This window comes from Micromonospora sp. DT47 (genome assembly GCF_049844475.1).
Classification (GTDB): Bacteria; Actinomycetota; Actinomycetes; order Mycobacteriales; family Micromonosporaceae; genus Micromonospora.
Genome location: NZ_JBNCLC010000002.1, coordinates 353,958 through 378,343, shown reverse-complemented (window position 1 = coordinate 378,343; position 24,386 = coordinate 353,958). Strand labels below are relative to the sequence as shown.

The window sequence follows — 24,386 nt, the reverse complement described above, 5'->3', positions numbered from 1 at the left end:
GATCGTCCGGATTCACTTCAACCGATCGGCGGTCGTCTCCGTACTCCGTTCCGGCAGGCGTACCCCGCGCCGGCCGGGAGGAGCATGGCGGATGGACCGCAGGCGGATGACAGCCATCGGCGTAGTGGTGGCGGCGGCGGGCTTGACGGCGGCGGTGACCCTGCCGTCGTTCGCCGGGGAGAACGCCGCACCACGGGCCGGTGGACCGGCCGGAGCGACGGGCACGGCAAGCCCGCCCCCGACCGGGGCGTCGCCGAGCTGGACGCGGTGAAGAGCCGGCTCGACTCGGCCGGCCGGCAGGCCACCCCGGACATCGCCGGCTGGTACGTCGACGTCGCCGCGCAGGGCACCTTCGCCGCGTCCTCCTTCCCCGGCGACGACTGGGCGTTCGTCGAGGTCAACGACCAGTGGACGCCGCAGGGCGTGGTGAACGACTTCAACGGCGGCACGGTGCCGGTCAACGGCTCCACGGAGGCCACGGTCGACGCCTCGATCTGCCGGTCCGGCTCCACCACCGGCACCCGCTGCGGGGTGATCCAGGCCAGGAACGCCACGGTGAACTATCCGGAGGGGACGGTCACCGGGCTGACCCGGACGAACGTCTGCGCCGAGCCGGGCGACTCGGTTGGGGCGTGGCTCTCCGGCGACCAGGCGCAGGGGGTCACCTCCGGCGGCTCCGGCGACTGCACCCGGGGCGGGGTGACCTTCTTCCAGCCGATCAACGAGATCCTCCAGCGCAACAACCTGACCCTGGTCGCCGCGAACAGCCAGTCGGCCCCGGCCGACCCGCCGGCCGGCGGTGGGTCCACCGCCCCGCCGGCCACCGCCGCCCCGACCGCCCCGCCGGCCGGCGGCGACGCGGTGTGCACCGGTGACGTCAGCCGCTCCGGGGAGATCGCCGCCGGCCGGTCGCAGGCCCAGCCCGACGGCCGCTGGTTCGTCGCCGGGGCCGGCGCGCAGAGCGCCTGCCTGGACGCCCCGGACGGGGCGCAGCTGGTGCTGGAGCTGCAGCGCTGGACCGGAAGCGGCTTCCGGACCGTCGCCCGGGCCGGCACCGCCGACGGCCTGGCCCGGCTCGCGGCCGGCGGCGACGCCGGCGCCTACCGGTACCGGGTCACCGCGCTGAGCGGGTCCGGCGGGTACACGCTGGCCTTCTCCGCGAACTGACCGCCGGCACCATTCATCACGATCGGGTAGCGAATTCCGACACGACACGCCGTCGGATCTGTCGGAAACCGCTACCCGATCATGGGCGGCAGCCAGGGTCCGGCGCGGCCACGGTCAGGGCAGCGCGGCGACCGCCTCGGCGTACGCCACGCCGGTGGCCACCGCCGCGTCGACCAGGACGCCGAGCTGGGCCGGGGCCACCCCGTGCTCCAGGTCGGTGGTGACGTCACCGGCCAGCACCAGCTCACCCTCGCCCAGCTCGTGCACGTAGGCCTTGGGCAGCAGCCGGTCGTGGTTCCAGGCGTTGCAGAACTCGTACGCCTCGGCGAGCCGGTCCGCCGGCAGCCGCCGCGCGGCCACCACCCGGGCGTGCAGGATTTCCCCGTGCTGGCCGATCTGCCGGAACTGGATGACCGCCTCGTCCCAGCGTCCGATCACGACGCCGGCGGCGTCCACCGCGTACACGTCGCCCCGCCGGTCGAGCACAGCGCTGATCATCGACAGGCTGAGCGGCGCCAGCTCGTCCGCCGCCGGCCGGAAGGGCTCGTCCGCCGGGCTTTCCCCGGCCTCGTCGTCGGGCAGCGGCACGGGGGTGTCCACGGGCCGCTCGGCCAGCCAGGAGGCGATCCGGCCGGACTGGTGCCCGGTGCCGTTGCGGGCGTCGAAGCTGCCGGCCAGCCGGGTGGCGAGGGTGAGCAGGTCGGTGCCGAGCGTCTCGACGTCCGGGTCGGCGGCGGGCCGATCGCCGTACGCCGGGCGGCGCACCCGCCGCCCGACCAGCCCCGCCTCGGCGGCGAGGGCGCAGACCAGCGCCCCGGCGGCGGCGAACTCCATCGCGGACAGGTCGTCGTACGGGTGGTCCAGCCGGGGCAGCTGCTCGGCGAGGATGTCCAGGCCCCGCTCCGGGTGCCCGGCCAGCGCGCAGAAGCGCAGGTGCGCGGCGAGGTACGGGAAGGCGCCCCGCTCCCGCCGGTGCCGCCGGTACGCCCGCACGTGCGCCTGCCCGGCCCGGTCCGCCTGCCCGGCGCGCAACCAGGGCAGCAGCGCCACGGCGAAGGCCCGCTCCGGTTGGTCGGTGCAGTCCACCGCGCCGTCCAGCACCGGGCGCAGCGTCTCCAGCGCCGCCGCGTCGTCACCCCACCCGGTCAGCAGCTCGGCCCGGCGGGCCGGCAGGCAGCCCGGGCAGCCGGCCGCCGGATCAGGCTCGGCGGCGGCCCAGTACTCGTGCCAGTGCCGGGCGATCGGCTCGTCCCCGAGGTGGTCGGCGAGGCGGCAGCGCAGCTGGGCCACGATCCCGGCGTCCTCGCCGGCCCGGCGGGCCAGGTCGTCGAGAAGCGCGCGGGCCGGGTCGAGGCCGATCCGGGGGGTGCCGATCGCGGCCTCGACCGCGTACCGCTGGTGGCGGCGGAGCAGGCCGGCGTCGCCGGGCCGCTCGTCGAGCAGGCCGGGGGTCCGGTCGACGGCGGCGAGGCAGCGGCGTACCGGCTCGACCACCCGCCACCGCTCCCCGTGCAGCAGATACGCCTCGACCAGCGCGAACCGGGCGTCCCGTGCGGACCGTACGTCGCCCACCGCGTCGGCGCGGGCAGCGATCCGTTCCAGCTCGGTGACGCGGGGCTCGCCGTCCGGCAGGTCCCGGGCGTCGGCCAGCGCCGCGACCAGGTCCGGGTCCCGGTGCCCGGTCGCCCCGACGCGCCGGCCCGCGTCCTCGCCCCGGCCGGTCACGCGGTCGCCCCGCCGGGGAGCCGGCCGACCGCACCGGCCAGCTGGCAGCCGGTCGAGATGGCGCAGTCGAGCAGCTGGTCCAGCTGGTGCGGGGTGACGCCGCGTTCCAGGTCGGTGATCACCTCGCCGCAGACCCGGGCCCGCCCGTCGTCGTCGACGTGCACGAACGCCTTCGGCCAGAGCCGGTCGTGGTTCCAGGAGTTGCAGAACGCGTAGAGCGCCGGGACGTACTCGATGCCGAAGGTGGGGGCGGCCAGGGTGCGGACCTGGAGCAGCTCGCCGGCGGTTCCGGGGCGGAGGAACCAGATCAGGCTGTCGTCCCAGCGGCCAACCAGGTCGCCGTCGCCGTCCGTGGAGTAGGCGTAGCCCCGGTTGGCCAGCACGGCGGCGATCAGCTCGCCGGTCAACGGCCGCAGGGCCTGCGGGTGCCCGGCCAGGGGGTCCGGACCGTCCTCGTGCGCAGGCGACGCCATCGGGCATCCCTTCCTGAGGCGAATAACACGTCTGAAGGCGTGGTCCGCGTTGCGACGCGCGGACACGACCCGGAAAAGCGGCGATCTCCCGGGTCACGCCGTTACGGTGACTGTATGGCGGGCCGTACCTCTCAGGCGAGCCGGCGGCGCGGCGCGTCGCCGCGCGGCAGCACGAACAGCCGTGCCCGCCAGCCGGCGAAGAAGTCCACCCGAGCGTCGGCGCGGCGGCGATCCGCGGCCCGGCCCGGGCCGGCGGTCTACGTCGGCCGGGCGGTCGGTGCACTGTGGATGGGGCTGGCGCACGGGGTGGGCTGGGCCGTCCGGGCGGCCGGCCGGCAGGCCGCCTCCGCCCGTGACCTCGACCCGGAGCACCGCCGCGACGGCGGGGGCCTGCTGCTGTTCGGGCTGGCCATCCTGACCGGGGTGGCGATCTGGTTCTCCGGCGCCGGCCCGCTCGGTGCCCGGCTGGCCGACACGGTGCGGCTCTTCCTCGGCGCGATCGCGATCGTGGTGCCGGTGCTGCTGATGATCGGCGCCTGGCGGTTGATGCGTACCCCGGCCGACCCGGCGCACCGCGGCCGCGGCCTGGTGGGCTGGGGTTCCCTGCTGATCGCCACCGCGGCGATGCTGCACATCGGACAGGACCCGGTCGACCCGGTGCAGCGCGACTACGCCGGCGGCCTGATCGGCGCCGGGATCGGCGACCTGCTCGAGGCCGGGGTCACCGCCTGGGTGGCGGTGCCGCTGCTGATCCTGCTGCTGGTCTTCGGCCTGCTGGTGGTCACCGCCACCCCGATCAACAAGATCCCCGAGCGGCTGGGGCTGCTCGCCGGCACGCTGGTCGCGCCGCCCGGCGTCGGCGACGCCGAGGCGGTGGAGGTGGCCGAGAAGACCAACCGCCGCCACCCGGCCAAGCGCACCGCGCCGCCGCCGATGGACCCGGACGACCTCGACGACGACTACGACGCCGAGGAGATCCGGGACACCGTCGTGCTCCCCCGGAAGGCACGGGGCAAGGTGCCAGCCAGCCGCAAGCCGGTCGAGCCGCCGGGGCACTCGCCCGCGCCGACCCGCGCCGAGCAGCTCGCGCTCACCGGGCTGGCCGGCGACTACACCCTGCCGCCGGCCAACATGCTCAGCAGCGGCGCCGCGCCGAAGACCCGGAGCAAGGCCAACGACGAGGTGATCGCCGCGCTGACCGGCGTCTTCGACCAGTTCGACGTGGACGCCGCGGTCACCGGCTTCACCCGCGGCCCGACGGTCACCCGCTACGAGGTCGAGCTCGGCCACGGCGTGAAGGTCGAGCGGATCACCCAGCTCTCCCGCAACATCGCGTACTCGGTGAAGTCGCCCGACGTGCGGATCATCAGCCCGATCCCGGGCAAGAGCGCGGTCGGGGTGGAGATCCCGAACACCGACCCGGAGAACGTCGCGCTCGGCGACGTGCTGCGCTCGCGGGCCGCCACCAGCGACCACCACCCGATGGTGGTGGCGCTCGGCAAGGACATCGAGGGCGGCTACGTGGTGGCCAACCTCGCCAAGATGCCGCACATCCTGATCGCCGGGGCCACCGGCGCCGGCAAATCGAGCTGCCTCAATACCTTGCTGGTGTCGATCCTCACCCGGGCCACCCCGGACGAGGTACGGCTGCTGCTGATCGACCCGAAGCGGGTCGAGATGACCGGCTACGAGGGCATCCCGCACCTGGTCACCCCGATCGTGACCAACGCGAAGAAGGCGGCCGACTCGCTGGAGTGGGTCGTCCGCGAGATGGACATGCGCTACGACGATCTCGCCGCCAACGGGGTCCGGCACATCGACGACTTCAACCGCAAGGTACGCAACGGCGAGATCAAGGCCCCGCCGGGCAGCGAGCGGGAGATGCGCCCGTACCCGTACCTGCTGGTGATCGTGGACGAGCTGGCGGACCTGATGATGGTCGCCCCGCGCGACGTGGAGGACTCGGTCGTCCGGATCACCCAGCTGGCCCGGGCCGCCGGCATCCACCTGGTGCTGGCCACCCAGCGCCCCTCGGTCGACGTGGTCACCGGCCTGATCAAGGCGAACGTGCCGTCCCGGCTGGCGTTCGCCACCTCCTCGCTCGCGGACTCCCGGGTCATCCTGGACCAGCCGGGCGCGGAGAAGCTGCTCGGCCGCGGTGACGGGTTGTTCCTGCCGATGGGTGCCTCGAAGCCGGTCCGGATCCAGGGCGCCTGGGTGACCGAGCGCGAGATCGCCGACGTGGTCAAGTTCTGCAAGGACCAGCGCGAGCCGGAGTTCCGCCCGGACGTGCTGGCCCCCGCGCAGGACAGCAAGAAGAAGATCGACGAGGACATCGGCGACGACCTGGGCCTGCTGGTGCAGGCGGTGGAGCTGGTGGTCACCTCGCAGTTCGGCTCGACCTCGATGCTCCAGCGCAAGCTGCGGGTCGGCTTCGCCAAGGCGGGCCGGCTGATGGACCTGATGGAGACCCGGGGCGTGGTCGGCCCCTCCGAGGGTTCCAAGGCCCGCGACGTGCTGGTCAAGCCGGACGAGCTGGAAGAGGTCCTGGTCGGCCTACACGGCGGCGACGAGTAGCGCCACCGCCGATGGTCGGTCCGGACCCGGCGGCGGTCAGTGGAAGACTTTGAGGCCGATCACGCCGGCGACCACCAGCAGCAGGCAGAGGATCCGGGGCAGGCTGGCCGACTCACCCAGCGCCAGCATGCCGACCAGCGTGGTGCCGACCGCGCCGATGCCGACCCAGACCGCGTAGCCGGTGCCGACCGGGATCTCGCGCAGCGCGTACGCCAGGCCGGCCATGCTCAGCACCAGGGTCACCGCGAAGACGGCGGAGGGGACGGGGCGGCTGAAGCCGGCACTGCGGTCGAGGGCGATCGCCCACGCCGTCTCCAGCAGTCCGGAGAGCACCAGCACGATCCAGGCCATGACAGTCACCTCTGCGGGGTGGGCCCGGCCGCCGGGGCCGGGACGAGTCGGTCATCGTCCGGGGCGTCTTGACCTGACCGGGTACGCCCACCGCTCGTCCGGGGCGGCCACGCCGGGCCACCATGGTCGACGCTAACACCGCCCCGGAACGGCGGGCGGTGATCTGCCCCACCATCCGTTGAGCTGAAGTCAACTTGAGGTTGAAGGATGGGGAGCATGACCGTGCTCTTCACCGACCGGGAGGTCGCCGCCGCGCTGGACGCCGCCACCACCGTCGAGGCGATGCGGGACGCGCTGCTGGCCGCCCACGCCGGCCGTCTCGTCGCCCCGCCGCGGGCGTCCGCCGCGCTCGGCGGCGGCCGGATGGTGCTCACCGCCGGCCACCTCACCGGCGAGTGGTACGGCTACCGCTCCTACGACACCTTCGGGCACCCGGAGAGCGAGCAGCTGGTGGTGCTGCACGACGGGCGGACCGGGGTGGTGCGAGCGGTCGCGGTGGGGGAGGAGCTGGGCTCCCGGCGTACCGGGGGTTTGGGCGGGGTGGCGGTCGACGTCCTCGCCCGGCCGGACGCGGCCACCCTCGGGGTGATCGGCTCCGGCGGGCAGGCGTGGACCCAGGTCTGGGCCGCCGCGGCGGTCCGTCCGCTGCGCGAGGTGACCGTGCACAGCCGCTCGGCCGCCCGCCGTGCGGCGTTCGCCGCCCGGGTCCGCGCCGAGTTGGGCGTCCCGGCCCGCGCGGTGGACACCGCCGCGGCCGCGGCGGCCGGCCGCGACATCGTGGTGCTCGCCACCGCCAGCCCGACGCCGGTGCTCGCCGCCGCCGACCTCGCCCCGGGCACCCACGTCAACGCCGTCGGCTTCAAGCAGGCCGACCGGCACGAGTTCGGCATCGACCTGCTCGACGTCGCCGACCTGCTGGTCACCGACTCGCCGGCCCAGGCGGCCGCGTACTCCCCGCCGATGCTCGCCGCGCTCCCGCCGTACGCCGGGCGGTTGCGTGACCTGGGCGCGGTGCTGGCCGGGGCGGTCCCCGGCCGGACCGGCGCGGACCAGATCTCGGTCTTCTGCTCCACCGGCCTGGCCGGCACCGAGGTCGCCCTGCTCGACCGCCTGGTCCGGGTCGGCGCGGCGACGGTCTGACCGGCCGCGGATGTGAGCCGGCCGATGCCGCGGCCCGCCGTTGCCGGCCTCCGCCGCGCGGCCCGGTACCCTCGGATGGTGTCTGCCACCTCCCCTTCCGCCGCCGACGGCCGCCGCGTCGCCCTGCTGACCCTGGGCTGCGCCCGCAACGAGGTCGACTCGGAGGAGCTGGCCGCCCGGCTGCACGCCGACGGCTGGCAGGTCACCACCGACGGCGAGGGCGCCGACGTGGTGGTCGTCAACACCTGCGGCTTCGTGGAGAAGGCCAAGCAGGAATCCATCCAGACGCTGCTCGCCGCCGCCGACACCGGCGCCAAGGTGGTCGCGGCCGGCTGCATGGCCGAGCGGTACGGGCGTGAGCTGGCCAACAGCCTCCCCGAGGCGCAGGCGGTGCTCAGCTTCGACGACTACCCGGAGATCTCCGCCCGGCTGAACGCGGTCGTCGCCGGCGAGGCGGTCGACGCGCACACCCCGCGCGACCGGCGCGAGCTGCTGCCGCTCACCCCGGTCTCCCGCCGGGACAAGGCGGTCTCGCTCCCCGGCCACGGCACCCCGGCGCGGGGCGTCGTGGAGACCGACGAGCACACCCCGGCCCACCTGCGCCAGGTGCTGCGCCGCCGGCTCGACACCGGGCCGGTCGCCTCGCTGAAGCTGGCCAGCGGCTGCGACCGCCGCTGCGCGTTCTGCGCCATCCCCGCCTTCCGCGGCGCCTTCGTCTCCCGTACGCCGGACGAGCTGCTCGCCGAGGCGGAGTGGCTGGCCAAGACCGGCGTCCGGGAGCTGGTGCTGGTCAGCGAGAACTCCACCTCCTACGGCAAGGACCTGGGCGACCCCCGCGCGCTGGAGAAGCTGCTGCCGCAGCTCGCTGCGGTCGACGGCATCGTCCGGGTCCGGGCCAGCTACCTCCAGCCGGCCGAGACCCGGCCCGGCCTGGTCGAGGCGATCGCCACCACGCCCGGCGTGGCCCCCTACTTCGACCTGTCGTTCCAGCACTCCAGCGAGCCGGTGCTGCGCCGGATGCGTCGTTTCGGCTCCACCGACCGGTTCCTGGAGCTGCTGGCCGGTGCCCGCGCCCTGGCCCCGGAGGCCGGCGCCCGGAGCAACTTCATCGTCGGCTTCCCCGGCGAGACCCGGGCCGACGTGGACGAGCTGGTCCGGTTCCTGACCGAGGCGCGCCTCGACGCGATCGGGATGTTCGACTACAGCGACGAGGACGGCACCGAGGCCGCCGGGCTGACCGGCAAGGTCTCCGCCGCCACCATCAAGCGCCGGTACGACAAGCTCAGCGCGCTCGCCGACGAGCTCTGCTCGCAGCGGGCCGAGGAGCGGCTCGGGTCGACCGTCGAGGTGCTGGTCGACTCGGTCGACGACGGCGTGGTCGAGGGGCGGGCGGCCCACCAGGCCCCCGAGGTCGACGGCTCGACCACCCTGGTCGCGCCGGTGGGCGGCGGGGTCGACCTGGCCGCGCTGCGTCCCGGCGATCTGGTCCGCGCCACGGTCACCACGACCGAGGGTGTCGACCTGGTCGCCGTGCCGGATGAGATGATCTCGGCGGCGCCCGGCGCGGAACGGTGACGGCGGGCCGGGACGGAGCGGGGGAGCCACGTGGTGCGGTGCCAGGTACGCCACGGCGGCCGCGGCGGGGTGCGGCGGTGACCGGCGCGACGGAGTCGACGCCGGTGGTCCCCCGGGTGCCGGTGCTCAACGCGGCCAACGCGCTGACCCTGCTGCGGCTGGTGCTGGTGCCGGTCTTCATGGCGATGGTGGTCGTCTCGGCGATGACGCACGCCAGCTGGCGGATCGTGGCCTGCCTGGTCTTCGTCTTCGCCTCGGTGACCGACCTGGTCGACGGCTGGATCGCCCGCCGGTTCGGGCTGGTCACCTCGGTCGGCAAGGTGGCCGACCCGATCGCCGACAAGGCGCTCACCGGCGCCGCCCTGGTGCTGCTCTCCTGGTACGACTGGCTGCCCTGGTGGGTGACCGCGGTGATCCTCGCCCGGGAGCTGGGCATCACCGCGCTGCGGTTCTGGGTGATCCGGCACGGGGTGATCGCGGCCAGCCGCGGCGGCAAGATCAAGACTGCCCTGCAGATCCTGGCGATCACCTGGTACCTCTGGCCGATGCCGGCCGCGTTGTCCGCCGTCGGCCCCTGGATCATGGCCGCCGCCGTGATCGTCACGGTGGTCACCGGCTTCGACTACGTCGCCCAGGCCCTCCGCCTCCGCCGCCCCCACCCCTGACCACCCCCCGAAAGGCCCACTCCGTCGATCATGAAGTTGACGGCAGTGAAGGAGATCCACCCGCCGCTAACCTCAGGATCACGCGAGGACGGCTGGGAGGATGAGTAGGGCGAGCCGGCGGGGAAGGGTGTGACGGCATGGGGACGGATGCGAACCATGAACGGCCGGTCGGGAGCCCGGCGGCGGCGGTGGTGCACAGGCTGCACGAGCGCGGCCAGACGCTGGCCACCGTCGAGTCGCTCACCGGCGGGCTGCTCTCCGCCTCGATCGTGGAGATCGCCGGGGTCACCGGGATCTTCCGGGGCGGTCTGGTCACGTACGCCACCGAGCTGAAGTCGGCGCTGGCCGGCGTACCGGAGGGACTGCTCGCCGAGCGCGGGCCGGTCGACCCGGACGTGGCGGTGGCGCTCGCCGAGGGCGGGCGGCGGCGCTGCGGGGCCGACTGGGGGCTGGCCACCACCGGCGTGGCCGGGCCGGAGCCGCAGGACGGCAAGCCGGTCGGGCTGGTCTACGTCGCGGCGGCCGGGCCGCACGGCGCGGTGGTCCGCCAGCTCGACCTCGACGGCGGCCGGGACCACATCCGGGCCGCCGCGGTGATCGAGGCGCTGCGCCTGCTCGCCGAGTGGATCCACGCCGCCGACGCCGCCCAGGACGTCGACGACGGGGCGCCGACCGGTCCGGCTGCCCCGGTGGGCCGGCGGTGACCGCGGTGACCGGATCCGGCGGGCGGGGTGGGATGTCGCCGGGCCGGGCAACGGGTACGGTTGCGGGAAGGCTCCGGCGCGCGACGCCGGCGCCGGCGCCGGCGACCGCCCGCCGGCAGAGGATCCCGTCAGGGGGAGGTGCGATGGTCCTGCTACGCCGGGTGATCGGTGACGCACTACGGGCGCGCCGCCAGGGGCAGCACCGCACCCTGCGCGAGGTCTCCACCGCCGCCAACGTCAGCCTGGGCTACCTGTCCGAGATCGAGCGCGGCCAGAAGGAGCCCTCCAGCGAGCTGCTGGCCGCCATCTGCGACGCGCTCGGCGCCCGCCTCTCCGAGCTGCTGCGCGAGGTGAGCGACACCGTCGCCCTCGCCGAGCAGATGCCGGGCGTGCTGGTGCCGATGCAGGACGAGCCGGCCGAGCCCACCCCGGTGGCATCCGCCGCGGCGGTGCGCAAGGCGACCAACCGAGGCGTCCGCCAGGTGACCTCCGATGGCAAGGTCGCCGTCTCGGTCCGCCACGACTCGCCGCTCAAGGCCACCCTGCGCAGCACCCGGGTCCGCCCCAGCGAGCGGGACGTGGTCTGCGCCGCCTGACGGCCGGCCCCTCCCGGCGCATGGCCGGGCTCGCCCGCGCCGCGTAGGGTTGATCGCAGGCTGCGCGGAGCACTCCCGCGGTCCGGCTCGCCGCCCTGGCGTCCGGCTGCGACGATGGAGGCACGCTCCGCGCCGCCCGGTCGGGCCGAGGCGTAGCGATGCTACTGAGGGGATACCGCGGAGATGGCGAACCCGTTCGTCAAGGGCTGGCACTACCTGATGGCGCTCTTCGGTGCCAAGATCGACGAGCACGCCGATCCCAAGGTGCAGATCCAGCAGGCCATCGAGGAAGCGCAGCGCCAGCACCAGGCGCTGGTCCAGCAGGCGGCCGCGGTGATCGGCAACCAGCGCCAGCTGGAGATGAAGCTCTCCCGGCAGATGTCCGAGGTCGAGCGGTTGCAGGCCAACGCCCGGCAGGCGCTGGTCCTCGCCGACCAGGCCCGGGCCAAGGGGGACGAGGCCGAGGCCGGTCGCTACGAGCAGTCCGCCCAGGTGCTCGCCACCCAACTGGTCTCCGCCGAGCAGGCCACCGAGGACCTGAAGACCCTGCACGACCAGGCGCTCGGCGCCGCCGCCCAGGCCCGCCGCGCCGTCGAGAACAACTCGATGATCCTCCAGCAGAAGCTGGCCGAGCGGACCAAGCTGCTCAGCCAGCTGGAGCAGGCCAAGATGCAGGAGAGCGTGGCCCGCTCGCTGGAGTCGATGTCCAGCCTCGCCGCCCCCGGCGACACCCCCTCGCTGGACGAGGTCCGCGACCGCATCGAGCGCCGCTACGCCAACGCGATGGGCCGTGCCGAGCTGGCCGGCAACTCGGTCGAGGGGCGGATGCTGGAAATCCAGAAGTCGACGCTGGACAGCGCCGGGTCGTCCCGGCTGGAGCAGATCCGGGCCAGCATGGCCGGTGAGCAGCTCGCCGGCCAGCAGGAACGGCCGGCCGTGCAGCAGCAGGCCCAGCCGGCCGCGTCGGCGGCCGACCCGGCCGCCACAGCCCGGCTCGACGAGATCCGGGCCAGCATGACCCGGGACCGCGGCACGGGGGACACCACCGCCGCCGGCTGAGCGGACGCTTCGAGGAGGTACGGGTGGCGGACGAGCGAGCGAGACACTTCCGTCGACTGCGCCGGTTGCGGCGTTCCGCCCGACGGTGGAGCGTCCTGGCCGGCGGGCTGGGCGGTGCGGCCGCCGTGCTGACCCCGTACGCCGGGCTGGGGCTACCGGACGCGGCCTGGGCGGGCGCCGCGGGCAGCGCGGTGGCGCTGGCCGTCTGGCGCTGGATCGACCTGCGGGCCCTCGCGGGCCGGCCCGCCCCACCGGCCCTCGACCCGGCCGAGGCCGCCGCCCGCTCCCGGGCCCGGCTGGTGGCGGCGGTCGAGCGGCTCCCGGTCGGCCCGGGCGTGCTCGCCGAGGCGCGCCGGCTCCGGTCCCGGCTGGCCCTGCGAGGCACCACCGCCGCCGCGGCCTGGGCCCGGCTGGACCAGGCGGCGCTCACCCTGGCCGGGATGGCCGGGCGGTTGACCGGGCTGGCCGAGCCAGCGGTGCTGGCGGCCGCCGCGGCCGACCGTTCGCTGCGCGACCTGGCCGGGCGGGTGGCCAGTGTGGAACGCACCCTCAAGCTGGCCCCGGCCGAGGCCCGGCCCCGGCTCGCCGAGGCGCACCGCGTCCTGCTCGACCAGCTGGAGACCGGGGTGACCGCCTACGAGGGGCTGGTCGTCGCGGCGGCCGGCTACGTCGCCGTGGACGCCCACCCGGGCACCGGCGACCCGGCCGCCTCCCGGCTGCTGGAGGCGACCGACCTGCTGCACGGTGTCGCCTCGGCGCTGGCCGAGCTGCGCGCCGTCGGCGACCCGCTGCGCAGCCCGGCCCGCTGACCGGCCGCCCCGGTCAGCGGGTGGTGACCGGCAACGGGCCGGTCCACGGCGAGCTGCCGACCACGTTGAACGAGCGGATCCGGTAGTGGTATGTCACGCCCCGGGCAAGGCCGGTGTTGGTGAAGGCCCGGCCGGTGACCGTGAAGGTGGCCGGCTGCCGGCTGAACGACGGGTCCAGGGCGCGCTGCACGACGAACCCGGCACCCGGCCCCGCGGGCGTGCCCGCCGCCCAGCTCAGCACCACCGTCGCGGTGTCCGGGCCCGGCGCGCTCACCGCGGCGGCCAGCGAGGTCGGCGTCCGCGGCACCGGCGGCGTGGTCACCGTGGCCACCGTCGACCAGGGTGACGCGGCGCCGAGGTACGTGGTGCGCGCCCGGTAGTAGTACGTGGTGTCCGGGGCGACCGCCGGGTCCAGGTGGTTGTCCGCCACGCCGATCGCGGTGGTGCCCGGGCCGCTGGTGAACGTCGGGTTCGTGGCCCGCTGCACGTCGATCCCGGTGGCGAAGGAGCGGTTGACCCAGCGCAGCGCGATCCGCAGCGGCGCGGCCGGCGGGACCGCCGCGACGAGCCCGCTCGGCGCGATGAGCCGGACCGACGCCGGGACGCTGTTCGACCAGGCCGAGCAGCTCACCGTGTTCTCCGCCCGGATCCGGTAGTGGTAGGTGACACCGGGGGTCACCGTCGCGTCGGTGTACCGGGTCGCGGTCGCCGCCACGGTGATCGCGGTGACCCCCTCGGTGAACCAGGCGTCGGTGGCCCGCTGGAGCAGGTGGCTGGTGGCCGGCGGGCGGCTGCCGTTGCCGGTCCAGGCCAGCGCGATCGCCGGCAGGGCGGTCGCCGAACCCGGCACCGGCGTGGCGGTCAGCCCGGTCGGCGCCTTGGGGGAGACCCGGACCACCAGCGGCCGGCTCATCCCCAGGTCGCGCAGGGCGGCCGCCGCGCTGGACCAGCGGTACTCCCAACCGAGGTTGACCAGGTGGTTCACCACCGTGGCCGGGCGCCCGTCGAGCGGACTGACCGGGGTGGAACCGACCCGGGTCCCGGCCGGGCGGGTCGGGTCGAGCAGCCGCAGACTGTCGCCGATCTTGAAGGGCAGCGGCGGGACCACCGGACGCAGCGCCACCACCACGTCCTCGGCCGGGTTGACCCGGACGGTGTCCTTCCAGCCCAGCTCGCCGCCGTCCGGCGGCCGGACCGTGCCGTCCCAGCCGACCCGGTTCACCAGCTGCACGTCGCAGCCGTCGATCCGCACCGGGTGGGTCTGCCGGCCGGTCCCGCTGATCCGCCACAGCCGGGTGCCGTCCGCTGGCGCGCCGACCGGGACCGCCGGGTCGGTCGCGAAGAGGATCTCGGTCGCCGGGTCGGCCGGACCGAGCGGCAGGGAGGACGGGCCGAGCGGGCCCGCGTACGGGTGGGCGACGCCGAGCCGCCCGGCGAGCCGCCCGTGCTCCGGCTCGAAGACAGGCCCGACGGTCTTCACCTCGATCGGCAGGGTCACCGGGGCGGCCGCGCCGGTCGGGGTGAAGCTGACCGAGGTGGCGTGCACCGGAACCAGGGTGCGTCGGGCGGTGCGGGTGCCGAACGCCTCGTCGTACTCCGGCTGCGGCACGATCGGCGGCCGCTGGCTGGCCGCGTACGCGCCGGGGAGGCGCTCGGCCAGCCGGGCCAGGTCGAACGGCGGGGCCGGCGTGCCGGCCACCCGGAACTGGAGGATGGTTCGGATGTTCGGGCCGTACCCGGGGCGGGTGCCGGCGAGGCCACCCTCGGCGGTGCGGTCCGGCGCGTCGGTGTGGTGGTCGTACCGGGGGTCGAAGCGGGGCAGCGGCGCCGGACAGTCGTTGTAGAGGATCAGGACCGCGCCGGGCGGGACGGTGGAGAAGTCGACGACCACGTCGGCCCGCTCGCCCGGGGCGAGCAGCAGGGCGTGTCCGTCCACGTTGAGCACCGAGGGGTCCCGCCGGTCGTACCGGTAGCCGACCGGGCGGTTCGGCACCACCACCGGCGCGGGGAGCAGCCCGCCCTCGTTGCCGATCTGGATCATGCGTGGGCCGGCGGCCCGGGGGTCGGGCACCCCGCCCTCGCGGCCGTCGATGGGCCAGTCGGCCGGGCGGCCCGAGGCGTGGACCGCCTCGACCATCCGCACCTCCCCGGCGTCGGCATCGGCCAGTCCGCCGTCGGCCCGCCACATCGGACCGTCCGAGCGGGCCCGGTAGAGCTGGAGGTTGAGGCTGCGGTCCGCGCAGGCGTTCAGGATCCGGAACCGGTACGCCTTCGGCGCCACCGTCAGGTACGGGTACGCGGTGCCGTTGACCAGCGGGGTGTCCCCGTACGCGTCGGGCGTGGCGCAGGGGTGCGGCACGCCGGGCGCCCGGGGCGGCTCCTCCGGCGCGGCCACCGGGTCGTGGTGCGGGTTCTCCACCGGGCCGGCCCCGTCCCCGGCGTCCCGCCCCGGCATCCACGGGCCGTAGTCCCAGCGGCCGGTGGGGTTGCGCCCCGAGTCGCGGTACGGGTTCTGCCGGGGCTGGTAGACGTGCGGGTGCCAGAGGTTGCCCCGGGCGCCCCACCGGTCCCGGTCCCAGGTCGGGTCCTGCGCGGCGAGTTGGGCGTCGTCCGGTACGAACGTCCGGTCCTGGATCACCAGCGGGAACTGCTCGGCGGGGAGCACCCCGTCGGCGACCAGCAGCTCCTCGGCCGGGTCGGTGAGCAGGTAGAGCGCGAGCTGCCCGGAGTAGACGGTCAGCCGGGACAGGCCGAGGGTGTTGTCGTGCAGCCACATCAGCCGGCCGCTCTGCTCGTTCGGGTAGTAGAGCGTGGTGGCCCCGGCGCCGGGGTGCGGCATGTCGGGCACGTGGTGCAGCCCCACCCCGGTCGGGTACGGCGTGATCTCCCCGGCCGGGGTGACCCACTGCCACGGGTTGCCGGCGCTGATCCAGCCGGTCTGCGCCCCCGCCAGGTGCGGCACCGCGCGATTCTGCGGGTACGGCGCCGGCCCGTCCAGCGGACCGGTGCCGGCCCCGGCGAGGCTGGCGTCAGCCGGCAGGAAGAGGTCGCCGGCCCGGCCGGTGGGGAGCTGGTTGATGAACTTGATCCGGACCGGACGGCCCCGGCGCGCCATGATCATCGGCCCGAGGTGGTAGGGCCGCTCCGGCGGGGCGACGGTGTTGTGCCCGTCCGGGTCGGTGCCGAGGTTGAGCTGCCGGTAGCCGCGCAGCCGGGTGTTCGGCAGGTCCCGGTGCAGCCGCTGGCTGTACTCGCGCAGCCCGATCTCGTAGTAGTCGCAGCCCGGGTAGCTGATCGTGTCGGGGACCGCGACCGGCAGGTGGCTGCCCAGCTCGTTGCGGCCCAGCGGGCTGGGCAGCGGCAGCGCGTCGACGAACTTGCGCAGGCCGGTGCCGAGGACCACCCGTCCGGTGATGTCGAGCACCGGCAGTGGGCTGGCGGCGAAGTTCGGCACCGGGCCGAAGCAGCGCGGCACGGCTTCCGGGTCCAGGCTCGCCGGGGCCGGGCCGGCCGCCTCGGCGGTCCGCGCCGCCGGCACCGTCGGTCCCTCGACGCGGTCGGTGCGGACCGGGCGGTCCGCCCAGCGGGGGCGCAGTCGGCGGAACAGGGCCATGGCTCTCCCCGGGGGACGGGGCACGACGACCACCACCCCGACGTGGCGGGTGGTCGTGCCCGGTGACGAACGGTGAGCACTCAACCGCAGCATGCGACCTGGGCCGCCGGATAGGAATTACCCAATCGTCCGTATCTCCGGTGTCGTCCCGGCAATGGGGAGGCGACGGGTCAGGCCGGCGTCGTGCCTGGTGAGGACTGCTCCGGTTGGCACACCGGGCACCAGTACGTGACCCGCTCGCTCAGCTCCTTGCAGCGAACCGGTGGTGCTCTGCGTCCACCGACCCCGGTTCGCGGCGAGCAGCTGACCAGCATGGAACCCGAAAGTACGACGCCCAGCTGGGATCGGTTGATGGCGCGGCTTGAGTTGATCAGATGAACACCGCTGCCTACGAATCCGACCGGCTCTCCGTGCGAGAGTCCGAGGAGGGCGCTGGACCCGCGCCGGGCTGCGGCAGGTACTCACCCGCCCCCGCAACGCGGGCTTCATCGTCTACAAGGAACAGCGCGCCGAGCACCCGGATGAGGCGGAGCGCCCGCGCCGAGCTGGAAGAGGTGTACGAGTCCGGCCGCGCGTTTGGGGAGTGGACGATCCGCCGACCCGGCGAAGATCACCCCGGCTCGCTCGGCGGCTGACATGAGGCGCACCAGTAGGCCAGTCGGGCAAACGCCTCTGAGCCGTGCAGGCCCTGCATGATCAGCGTCCCGCATCGGCGGCACGGCCGCCCTTGGCGTCCGTAGACCCAAAGGCTGCGACCTCGACGTGTGTCGCCGGTTGTCACCTGAGCGGGTCGCCCTCGGTTCGCCCATAGGAGTCGCCGGGCGAGCCGAACCATTCTGCGGAGGTCCCCGACCTGACCCACGGCGGTGAGCGGGCTGACCCCGGCCAGGAAGAGCACCTCGGCCGTATAGATGGTCCCCAGACCGGCCAAGTTCCGTTGATCGAGGAGGGCCTCTCCGATCAGCCGGTCGGGCTGCCTCGCGAGTCGGCGGACTGCTTCGCCCTCAACCCAGAACCCGCGCTGCACAAGATCGGAGTTAGCACCGCACTCTGTGACTAATTTGCTGCCCACCCCGGACAGGTTGCGCTGGTCCAGCAGCGCCTCGCCGATGGCGGCGTCGGGGTGCGCGGCGAGCCCGCGGACCGCCTCGGCCGGGTCCCAGTCGGCGCCGAGCAGGTCCGGGCCGAGGTGGCCGACCAGGGACTCCTCCTCGGCGGTCGGGATCAGGGCCAGCTCGTGCAGGTGGTAGCCGACGGCGAACGCGCCGGCGCTGCGCAGCACCACCCGGATCAGGTGCGCCGGCCGGGCCGTCCAGCGTTCACCCGGGGCGTACGTCCGCCAGGCGCCGTCCATCCGCAGGTGCGAGTGCAGCGTCCAGTGCCGCCCTTCCTCCCCGGTGGCGCGGGCACCGTCGGTGGGGGTGCCGGTGACGGGGGTGCGGTCGGCGGGGGTGCCGGTGGCGGGGGTGCCGGTGGCGGGCGCGGTCAGCCGCAGCAGCAGGTGCTTGCCGCGGCTGGCCGACTCGCGCACGGTCCAGCCGGTCAGGTCGGTGGTGGCGAGCTCCGGCACCCGGAAGTCACTGCCGGTGAGCCGGGCGCCGGCCAGCGCACGGTGCAGGACGCGGGCGGTGTTCCAGACGGTGTCGCCTTCGGGCACCTCTCCATCCTCCCTCCTCGCCGGCGTGCCGACCGCAACCCTCGCCGCGACCCTGGTCCCCCCGCCGCGCCCGCGCCCGCCGCGGCGCGGACCGCACCCACCGCCCGACCCGCCACCGCCGACGGCGCCCAGCGCTGGTCCGTCGGCCTCGCCGTCGCCGGTGGCGACGACGTCAACGTCCGCTGGGCCGGCGGCCGGCTCCGGCCAGCCGTGCCACTCTGCTGACCACGCCGGAGTCACCGCCCCGGCGAGCGCCTCAGGGCTGCTCGTCGGGGCGGGGCGGGCGGACCATGTCCTGGTAGCGGGGGTGGCTGGCGCCATAGACGGCGAAGTTCAGCCGGGCGTCGGTGAGGCTCAGCTCGCCGTTCGAGCCGCCGCGCACCACCTCGGCGTCGGTGTCATTCTGGCCGTCGTTGGTCCAGAAGCAGACCGGGCAGGTGCCGCCACCAATCCGGGAGGCGCAGCAGGGACAGGCGACGGGAACCCAGACTTCACCCACCGCAGCAGCATTCCACACTCGACGCGCTCCGGCAGCGGTGGCGCTCACCCTGCGCGCCGGATCGTGACGAGGTCGCCCGGGGCGACCCCGAGCAGGTCCACCGCCCGCCCGCAGTTGACCGCCGCCGCGACCCGGCCGGCGGAGTCGACGAACAGGACCAGCGCCCCAGCCGGCGCGTCGCCGAAGGTCCGCCCGCGCACGGCGGGGTGGCCGGCGACCGTGGGCGGGTCGGGCAGATCGTCCAGCAGATCGGCGCCGGCGGCGAGCTGCACGTTGCCGAAGTGGTCCACGGTGAGCACCTCGGCGGTGAACCCGTCGGTCTCCCGGCGCAGCACCGGCGGGGGGAGCTCGACCAGGGCGGCCGGATCGACCGGTGGCCCCGCCTCGGCCGGCGGGGCGCCGACGGCCAGCCGGGCGGCGGCCGGGGCGAAGACGTCCCGGCCGTGGAAAGTGCGGGACACCTCCGGCGCCCGCCACTCCGGATTGGTCAGTTCGACCGCGGCGGTCACCCCGCCCAGGGCGGCCGCGGCGGGCAGCAGCAGACCGTTGTCCGGCCCGACCAGCAGCCCGCCCGGGGTGACCAGGGCGATCCCGCGCCGGGTGGTGCCGACTCCCGGATCGACCACGGCGACGTGCACCCCGTTCGGCAGGTGCGGCACCGTCTGGGCGAGCACCGCCGCGCCCCGCCGGACGTCCGCGGCCGGTACCAGGTGGCTCACGTCGATCACCCGTACCGCCGGGGCGATCCGGGCGATCACCCCGTGGCAGGCGGCCACGAAACCGTCGGCCAGGCCGTAGTCGGTGGTCAGCGAGATCCAGGCGGCTGGGGTCATGCCGGGAGGCTAGCCGGGCGCCGGCGCCGCTGACCGGGGAACCCGGTCGGCCGACCGGCCGGTGCCGCCATCGGATCGCGTTCGGGCCGACCGCTGAGCCACCCGCCGTCGGCCCGCGCTCGCGGCGCGAGTTGGTACGCGCCTCCCGCGGGGGACGATGGGTTCCGTGAGCGATATGCCTGTGCGTCATATTCATGACTGCCAGTCATGACGCTCTCGGTGACATCCGGTTCCCGCGACCACCACGCCGGCGAGCCCGACCCGCGACACCGGGCAGGTCGGGGCCGCGTCGGCGGGCGGTCAGCCGCGCAGCCGCAGCCCGCGCGGGGTGGCCCGGAAGCCGGCGGCGGTCAGCGCGTCGCGCAGCGGCGAGGAGTGCACCGCCTCGCCGTCGGCCCGCTCCACCGAGATCGCCCCCAGCGCGCCCGAGTGCACCGCGTCGGCCAGCGCCTTGCCCGCCGCGGCGAGCGCGTCGCCGTCGTCGATGAAGGAGAGGATGGTCCGGCCGCCCCGCTCGACATAGAGCACCAGGTCACCGCCGACCAGTACGACCAGTGCGCCGGCCTTGCGCCCGGCCCGGTGCCCGGTCGCCGGGGCGGCGCCGTCCCCGGAGTCGACGACCCGTTCCGGCCAGGGCAGGGCGGCGCCGTACGGGTTGGCCGGGTCGGTGGCGGCGAGCACCAGCGTGGGCCCGCCCCGGCCCCGCGTGCCGTCGGCGGGGTCGGCCAGCGCCCGGATCCGGTCCACCGCGCCGGGCACGGCGAACTGGGCGGCGCCCAACCCCTCCACGAAGTAGCCGCGTCGGGCGGCGCCGCGTTCCTCCAGCGCGGAGAGCACCGGGTAGACCGCGGCGAAGCCGCCCACCACCTGCTCGCCCATCACCGCGCCCCGGGTCACCACCCCGTGCCGTTCCAGCAGCAGGTCGGCCAGGGCGGCGGCCCGCCGGGTCGGGTCGGTGTCCCGCTCCGGCAGCCGGGACCAGCGCCCCGCGACGGTGGGCGGGCCGCCGCGGGCGGGCAGTGCCACCCGGCCCGGCCGGCGGTAGCGGGTGCGCGGGGCGTTCGGTCGGGACCGGTGCGCCCCGCCGCCGCCGAGCACCGCCCGCAGCGGGGCGAGCGTGTCGTTGGTGAGGTGCCCGGCCCAGACCAGGTCCCAGATCGCCGCGGTCAGTGCCGCGTCGTCGGTGGAGCCGACCCGGTCCGCCAGGGACCGGAAGAACAGCGCCTGCCCGTCGGCGAGCGCCGCCAGGACCGACTCGTGCAGCGGGGTGAGGCTGAGCGCCTCGTCCGGCGGGGGCAGCAGCAGCGGCGCGGCGTCCGCGTACGCCAGGGTGACCCAGCCGTCCCCGCCGGAGATCGCCCCCGATCCGGCCCAGAGCACCTCGCCGCTGGCGCAGAGCTCGTCGAGCTGGGCGGGGGAGTAGTCGGCCACCCGGGCGGGCAGCACCAGCCGTTCCAGCGCGGACGCCGGCACCGCCGCGCCCTGCAACTGCTCGACCGTGGCGGCCAGCGCCTCCACGCCCCGGGCCGACGAGCCGACCTGCTGCCAGCGGGGCAGGAACGCGGCCAGCGCCCGGGGCGGCACCGGTTCGATCTCCCGGCGCAGCGCGGCCAGGGAGCGGCGGCGCAGCAGCCGCAGCACCTCCGCGTCGCACCACTGGGTGCCGACGGTGTCCGGCGTGAACTCGCCGGAGACCACCCGCCCGGTGGCGGCGAGCCGGCGCAGCGCCTGCTCCACCACGAACACGCCGAGCCCGAAGCGGGCGGCGCAGGCCGCCGCGGCGAACGGGCCGTGGGTGCGGCCGTACCGGGCGACAAGGTCGCCGAGCGGGTCGGCCACCGGCGCCAGGTACGCCTCGGCGACCCCGACCGGCAGCGCCACGCCGAGCGCGTCGCGCAACCGGCCCGCGTCCTCGACGCCGACCCAACGCTCCTCGCCGGCGATCCGGACCCGCAGCACCCGGCGGGCCGCCGCCAGCTCGGTCAGCCACGCGACCGGCGCGTCCCGCTCGGCCAGTTCCGCCTCGGTGAGGTCACCCACCACCCGGAGCAGCTCGACCACGTCCTCCGCGTCGCGGGGGCGGCGCTGGTCGGTGTGCCAGCGCAGCTGCCGCTCGGTCTCGGCCAGCACCGCCGGGTCCAGCAGCTCGCGCAGGTCGACCCGGCCGAGCAGCTCACCGAGCAGGGCCGAGTCCAGGGCGAGGGCGGCCGCCCGGCGCTCGGCCAGCGGGGCGTCCCCCTCGTAGAGGAACGCGCTGACGTAGCCGAAGAGCAGGGACCGGGCGAACGGTGAGGGCCGCTCGGTCTCCACCTCGACCAGGCGTACCTTCCGGCTGCCCAGGTCGCGCATCAGCTCGGCCAGCGCCGGCTGGTCGAAGACGTCCTGGAGGCACTCCCGGGCCGCCTCGAGGGTGACCGGGAAGTCGGCGTACTCGCGGGCGACGTCGAGCAGTTGGGCGGCGCGCTGCCGCTGCTGCCAGAGCGGCTGGCGGCGGCGCGGGTCGCGGCGGGGCAGCAGCAGCGACCGGGCGGCGCACTCCCGGAACCGGGACGCGAAGAGCGCGGAGGTACCGACCGACTCCTCGACCAGCTGGGCGATCTCGTCGGGCTCGAAGACCACCACGTCGGCGCCGGGCGGTTCCTCGGCGGTGTCGGGAAGCCGGACCACGATGCCGTCGTCGGAGGGCATCACCTGGGCGTCCACGCCGTACCGCTCGGCGAGCCGGCGACCGATGGCCAGCGCCCACGGCCCGTTGACCCGGGCGCCGAGGACGCTGTGCACGGCGAGCCGCCAGTCGCCCAGCTCGTCGCGGAACCGTTCGACCAGCACCGTCCGGTCGTCCGGTAGGAACCGGGTGGCGGCCTGCTGGTCGCGCAGGTACGCCATCAGGTTGCCGGCGGCCCAGTCGTCCAGCCCGCCGGCGCGCAGCGCGGCCAGCGCCGCCTCGTCGCCCTGCCGGAGCAGGGCCCGCACCCGGGCGCCGATGGCCCGGCCCAGCTCGACCGGCCGGCCCAGCTGGTCGCCCTTCCAGAACGGCATCCGGGCGGCCTGGCCGGGGGCGGGGGAGACCAGCACCCGGTCGGGGGTGATCTCCTCGATCCGCCAGGAGGAGGAGCCGAGCAGGAAGACGTCGCCCACCCGGGACTCGTAGACCATCTCCTCGTCCAGTTCGCCGACCCGGGCGGCCCGTTCCGCGCCGGCCAGGAAGACCCCGAACAACCCCCGGTCGGGGATGGTGCCGCCGCTGGTCACCGCGAGGCGTTGGGCGCCGGGCCGGCCGGTGAGCACGTCGGTGGCGCGGTCCCAGACCAGCCGGGGGCGCAGCTCGGCGAAGGCGGTGGAGGGGTAGCGGCCGGAGAGCATGTCGAGCACGGCGTGCAGCGCGGAGTCGGGCAGCTCGGCGAAGGGCGCCGCGCGGCGGACCAGCACGGCCAGGTCGCCGACCCGCCACGGTTCGAGCGCGACCATCGCGACGACCTGCTGGGCCAGCACGTCGAGCGGATTGCGCGGGTAGTGCAGTTCCTCGATGGCGCCGTCGGCCATCCGCTCGGCCACCACGGTGCAGGAGAGCAGGTCGCCGCGGTGCTTCGGGAAGACCACGCCCCGGGAGACCGCGCCGACCTGATGCCCGGCCCGGCCGACTCGTTGCAGGCCGGCGGCGACGCTGGGCGGCGCCTCGATCTGCACCACCAGATCGACCGCGCCCATGTCGATGCCGAGCTCCAGGCTGGAGGTGGCCACCACGGCAGGGAGCTGGCCGGACTTGAGCGCCTCCTCGATGTGCTTGCGCTCCTCCCGGGAGACGCTGCCGTGGTGGGCCCGGGCGATCACCGGCGGCGCCCCGCCGGCCGCACCCGACTGGGCCATCACCTCGGCCGGCGGCCGGGGAGCGCGGATCGGGTTGACCGGCCCGCCCCACGCGTCGGGTAGGCCCACCGGCCCGCCGCCGTGCGCGATCCGCCCGTCCGGCGGGGTGCCGTCCGGGCCGCCGGCGGCGGCCTCCTCGGCGGCCAGCTCGTTGAGGCGGGCGCAGAGCCGTTCGGCGCTGCGCCGGGAGTTGGTGAAGACGATCGTCGACCGGTGCGTCCGGATCAACGACAAGACCCGCTCCTCGACGGCCGGCCAGATGGACGCCCGGCGGGGGCCGGGGCCACCGAGGTCGTCCTCCGGGACCTGCTCCTGCTCGTCCAGGCGGGTCATGTCCTCCACCGGGACCTGGACGCTGACCTCGATCGTCTTGGGGGTCGCCGGCTGAACCACGTCGACCGGGCGGGCGCCGCCGAGGAAGCGCGCGCAGGCGTCGATCGGCCGCACCGTGGCGGAGAGGCCGATCCGCTGGGCGGGTTTCTCCAGCAGCTCGTCGAGCCGCTCCAGGGAGAGCATCAGATGGGCGCCGCGCTTCGTGCCGGCCACCGCGTGCACCTCGTCGACGATCACCGTCTCGACGCCGCGCAGCGAATCCCGGGCCGCGGAGGTGAGCAGCAGGAACAGCGATTCCGGGGTGGTGATGAGGATGTCCGGCGGGGTGCGGGCGAAGGCCCGCCGCTCGGCGGCGGGGGTATCGCCGGTGCGCATCCCGACGGTGATGTCCGGCGGCGCGACGCCGAGCCGGGTGGCCGCCTGCCGGATGCCCGCCAGGGGGGTGCGCAGGTTGCGTTCGACGTCGACCGCGAGGGCCTTGAGCGGGCTGACGTAGAGCACCCGGCAGCGCTGCCGGGCCTCGGCCGGCGGCGGCTCCTTGGCCAGCCGGTCCAGCGACCAGAGGAACGCGGCGAGCGTCTTGCCGGAGCCGGTCGGCGCCACGACCAGCGCATTGCGCCCGGCGGCGACCGAGTGCCAGGCGCCGGTCTGGGCCGCGGTCGGGGCGGCGAAGGCGGCGGTGAACCACTCCCGGGTGGCCGCGCCGAAGCCGGCCATCACCCGCGCCGCTTCCGGCCCGCCCA

Annotated in this window: 17 protein-coding genes, 1 pseudogene and 1 riboswitch; of the genes and pseudogenes, 9 read left to right on the top strand and 9 right to left on the bottom strand. The window is 75.4% G+C overall.

What is annotated here, in order from left to right:
* The first annotated feature begins 84 nt into the window (after positions 1–84).
* Positions 85–1,167 carry a S1 family peptidase gene (locus ACLQ2U_RS04355; protein WP_425749209.1) on the top strand — a complete coding sequence of 361 codons (1,083 nt, stop codon included), beginning with the start codon at positions 85–87 and terminating at the stop codon, positions 1,165–1,167.
* Positions 1,168–1,281: 114 nt separating this feature from the next.
* Here the strand turns inward: ACLQ2U_RS04355 and ACLQ2U_RS04350 are convergent, their stop codons facing one another.
* Together ACLQ2U_RS04350 and ACLQ2U_RS04345 are read right to left on the bottom strand one after the other, a co-directional pair.
* Complete coding sequence (locus ACLQ2U_RS04350; RefSeq protein WP_425749208.1) at positions 1,282–2,892, bottom strand: YbjN domain-containing protein; 1,611 nt, start codon at positions 2,890–2,892, stop codon at positions 1,282–1,284.
* Positions 2,889–3,365: a YbjN domain-containing protein gene (locus ACLQ2U_RS04345; protein ID WP_425749207.1), complete on the bottom strand. Its 477-nt coding sequence runs from the start codon at positions 3,363–3,365 to the stop codon at positions 2,889–2,891. The genes ACLQ2U_RS04350 and ACLQ2U_RS04345 overlap by 4 nt, the downstream gene beginning before the upstream one ends.
* Positions 3,366–3,479: 114 nt before the next feature.
* Between ACLQ2U_RS04345 and ACLQ2U_RS04340 the strand changes: the two genes are divergently transcribed.
* Positions 3,480–5,942, top strand: a complete 2,463-nt coding sequence (locus tag ACLQ2U_RS04340; protein WP_425749206.1) for a DNA translocase FtsK — start codon at positions 3,480–3,482, stop codon at positions 5,940–5,942.
* A gap of 36 nt (positions 5,943–5,978) precedes the next feature.
* On the opposite strand, the gene ACLQ2U_RS04335 is transcribed toward ACLQ2U_RS04340, so the two are convergent.
* Positions 5,979–6,293 carry a DMT family transporter gene (locus tag ACLQ2U_RS04335; RefSeq protein ID WP_425749205.1) on the bottom strand — a complete coding sequence of 105 codons (315 nt, stop codon included), beginning with the start codon at positions 6,291–6,293 and terminating at the stop codon, positions 5,979–5,981.
* A 57-nt stretch (positions 6,294–6,350) separates the two neighbouring features.
* Positions 6,351–6,417: riboswitch (guanidine-III (ykkC-III) riboswitch) on the bottom strand.
* A 92-nt stretch (positions 6,418–6,509) separates the two neighbouring features.
* On the opposite strand from ACLQ2U_RS04335, the gene ACLQ2U_RS04330 reads away from it, so the two are divergent.
* From ACLQ2U_RS04330 to pspM, 7 genes are all read left to right on the top strand, one after another.
* Entirely contained in the window at positions 6,510–7,433 is a 924-nt protein-coding gene (locus tag ACLQ2U_RS04330) for an ornithine cyclodeaminase family protein (RefSeq protein ID WP_425749338.1), read from the top strand.
* Positions 7,434–7,508: 75 nt separating this feature from the next.
* The gene (gene rimO, locus ACLQ2U_RS04325) at positions 7,509–9,008 is read left to right on the top strand and encodes a 30S ribosomal protein S12 methylthiotransferase RimO (protein ID WP_425749204.1); all 1,500 of its coding nucleotides are present in this window, start codon (positions 7,509–7,511) and stop codon (positions 9,006–9,008) included.
* 77 nt (positions 9,009–9,085) lie between these two features.
* Positions 9,086–9,673: a CDP-diacylglycerol--glycerol-3-phosphate 3-phosphatidyltransferase gene (gene pgsA / locus ACLQ2U_RS04320; protein WP_425749203.1), complete on the top strand. Its 588-nt coding sequence runs from the start codon at positions 9,086–9,088 to the stop codon at positions 9,671–9,673.
* A 137-nt stretch (positions 9,674–9,810) separates the two neighbouring features.
* Positions 9,811–10,377, top strand: coding sequence for a CinA family protein (locus ACLQ2U_RS04315; RefSeq protein WP_425749202.1), 567 nt, complete (start codon positions 9,811–9,813; stop codon positions 10,375–10,377).
* Positions 10,378–10,520: 143 nt separating this feature from the next.
* Positions 10,521–10,973 (top strand): helix-turn-helix domain-containing protein, encoded by a 453-nt coding sequence (locus ACLQ2U_RS04310; protein WP_425749201.1) that lies wholly within the window; start codon positions 10,521–10,523, stop codon positions 10,971–10,973.
* 183 nt (positions 10,974–11,156) lie between these two features.
* Positions 11,157–12,032, top strand: a complete 876-nt coding sequence (locus tag ACLQ2U_RS04305) for a PspA/IM30 family protein (RefSeq protein ID WP_425749200.1) — start codon at positions 11,157–11,159, stop codon at positions 12,030–12,032.
* A 23-nt stretch (positions 12,033–12,055) separates the two neighbouring features.
* Complete coding sequence (gene pspM, locus ACLQ2U_RS04300; RefSeq protein ID WP_425749199.1) at positions 12,056–12,841, top strand: phage shock envelope stress response protein PspM; 786 nt, start codon at positions 12,056–12,058, stop codon at positions 12,839–12,841.
* Positions 12,842–12,854: 13 nt separating this feature from the next.
* Here pspM and ACLQ2U_RS04295 read toward each other — a convergent pair whose 3' ends face one another.
* The 6 genes and pseudogenes from ACLQ2U_RS04295 to ACLQ2U_RS04270 all read right to left on the bottom strand — a co-directional run bounded on the left by ACLQ2U_RS04295 (position 12,855) and on the right by ACLQ2U_RS04270 (position 24,360).
* Complete coding sequence (locus tag ACLQ2U_RS04295) at positions 12,855–16,454, bottom strand: hypothetical protein (RefSeq protein WP_425749198.1); 3,600 nt, start codon at positions 16,452–16,454, stop codon at positions 12,855–12,857.
* Positions 16,455–16,624: 170 nt separating this feature from the next.
* Positions 16,625–16,766, bottom strand: a pseudogene (locus ACLQ2U_RS04290) (Fpg/Nei family DNA glycosylase); the annotation flags it as partial.
* A 298-nt stretch (positions 16,767–17,064) separates the two neighbouring features.
* Entirely contained in the window at positions 17,065–18,111 is a 1,047-nt protein-coding gene (locus tag ACLQ2U_RS04285) for a DNA-formamidopyrimidine glycosylase family protein (protein ID WP_425749197.1), read from the bottom strand.
* A gap of 256 nt (positions 18,112–18,367) precedes the next feature.
* Entirely contained in the window at positions 18,368–18,610 is a 243-nt protein-coding gene (locus ACLQ2U_RS04280) for a CPCC family cysteine-rich protein (protein ID WP_425749196.1), read from the bottom strand.
* A 44-nt stretch (positions 18,611–18,654) separates the two neighbouring features.
* Positions 18,655–19,443: an SAM hydrolase/SAM-dependent halogenase family protein gene (locus ACLQ2U_RS04275; protein WP_425749195.1), complete on the bottom strand. Its 789-nt coding sequence runs from the start codon at positions 19,441–19,443 to the stop codon at positions 18,655–18,657.
* Positions 19,444–19,743: 300 nt separating this feature from the next.
* Positions 19,744–24,360, bottom strand: coding sequence for an ATP-dependent helicase (locus ACLQ2U_RS04270; protein WP_425749337.1), 4,617 nt, complete (start codon positions 24,358–24,360; stop codon positions 19,744–19,746).
* Positions 24,361–24,386 lie beyond the last annotated feature (26 nt).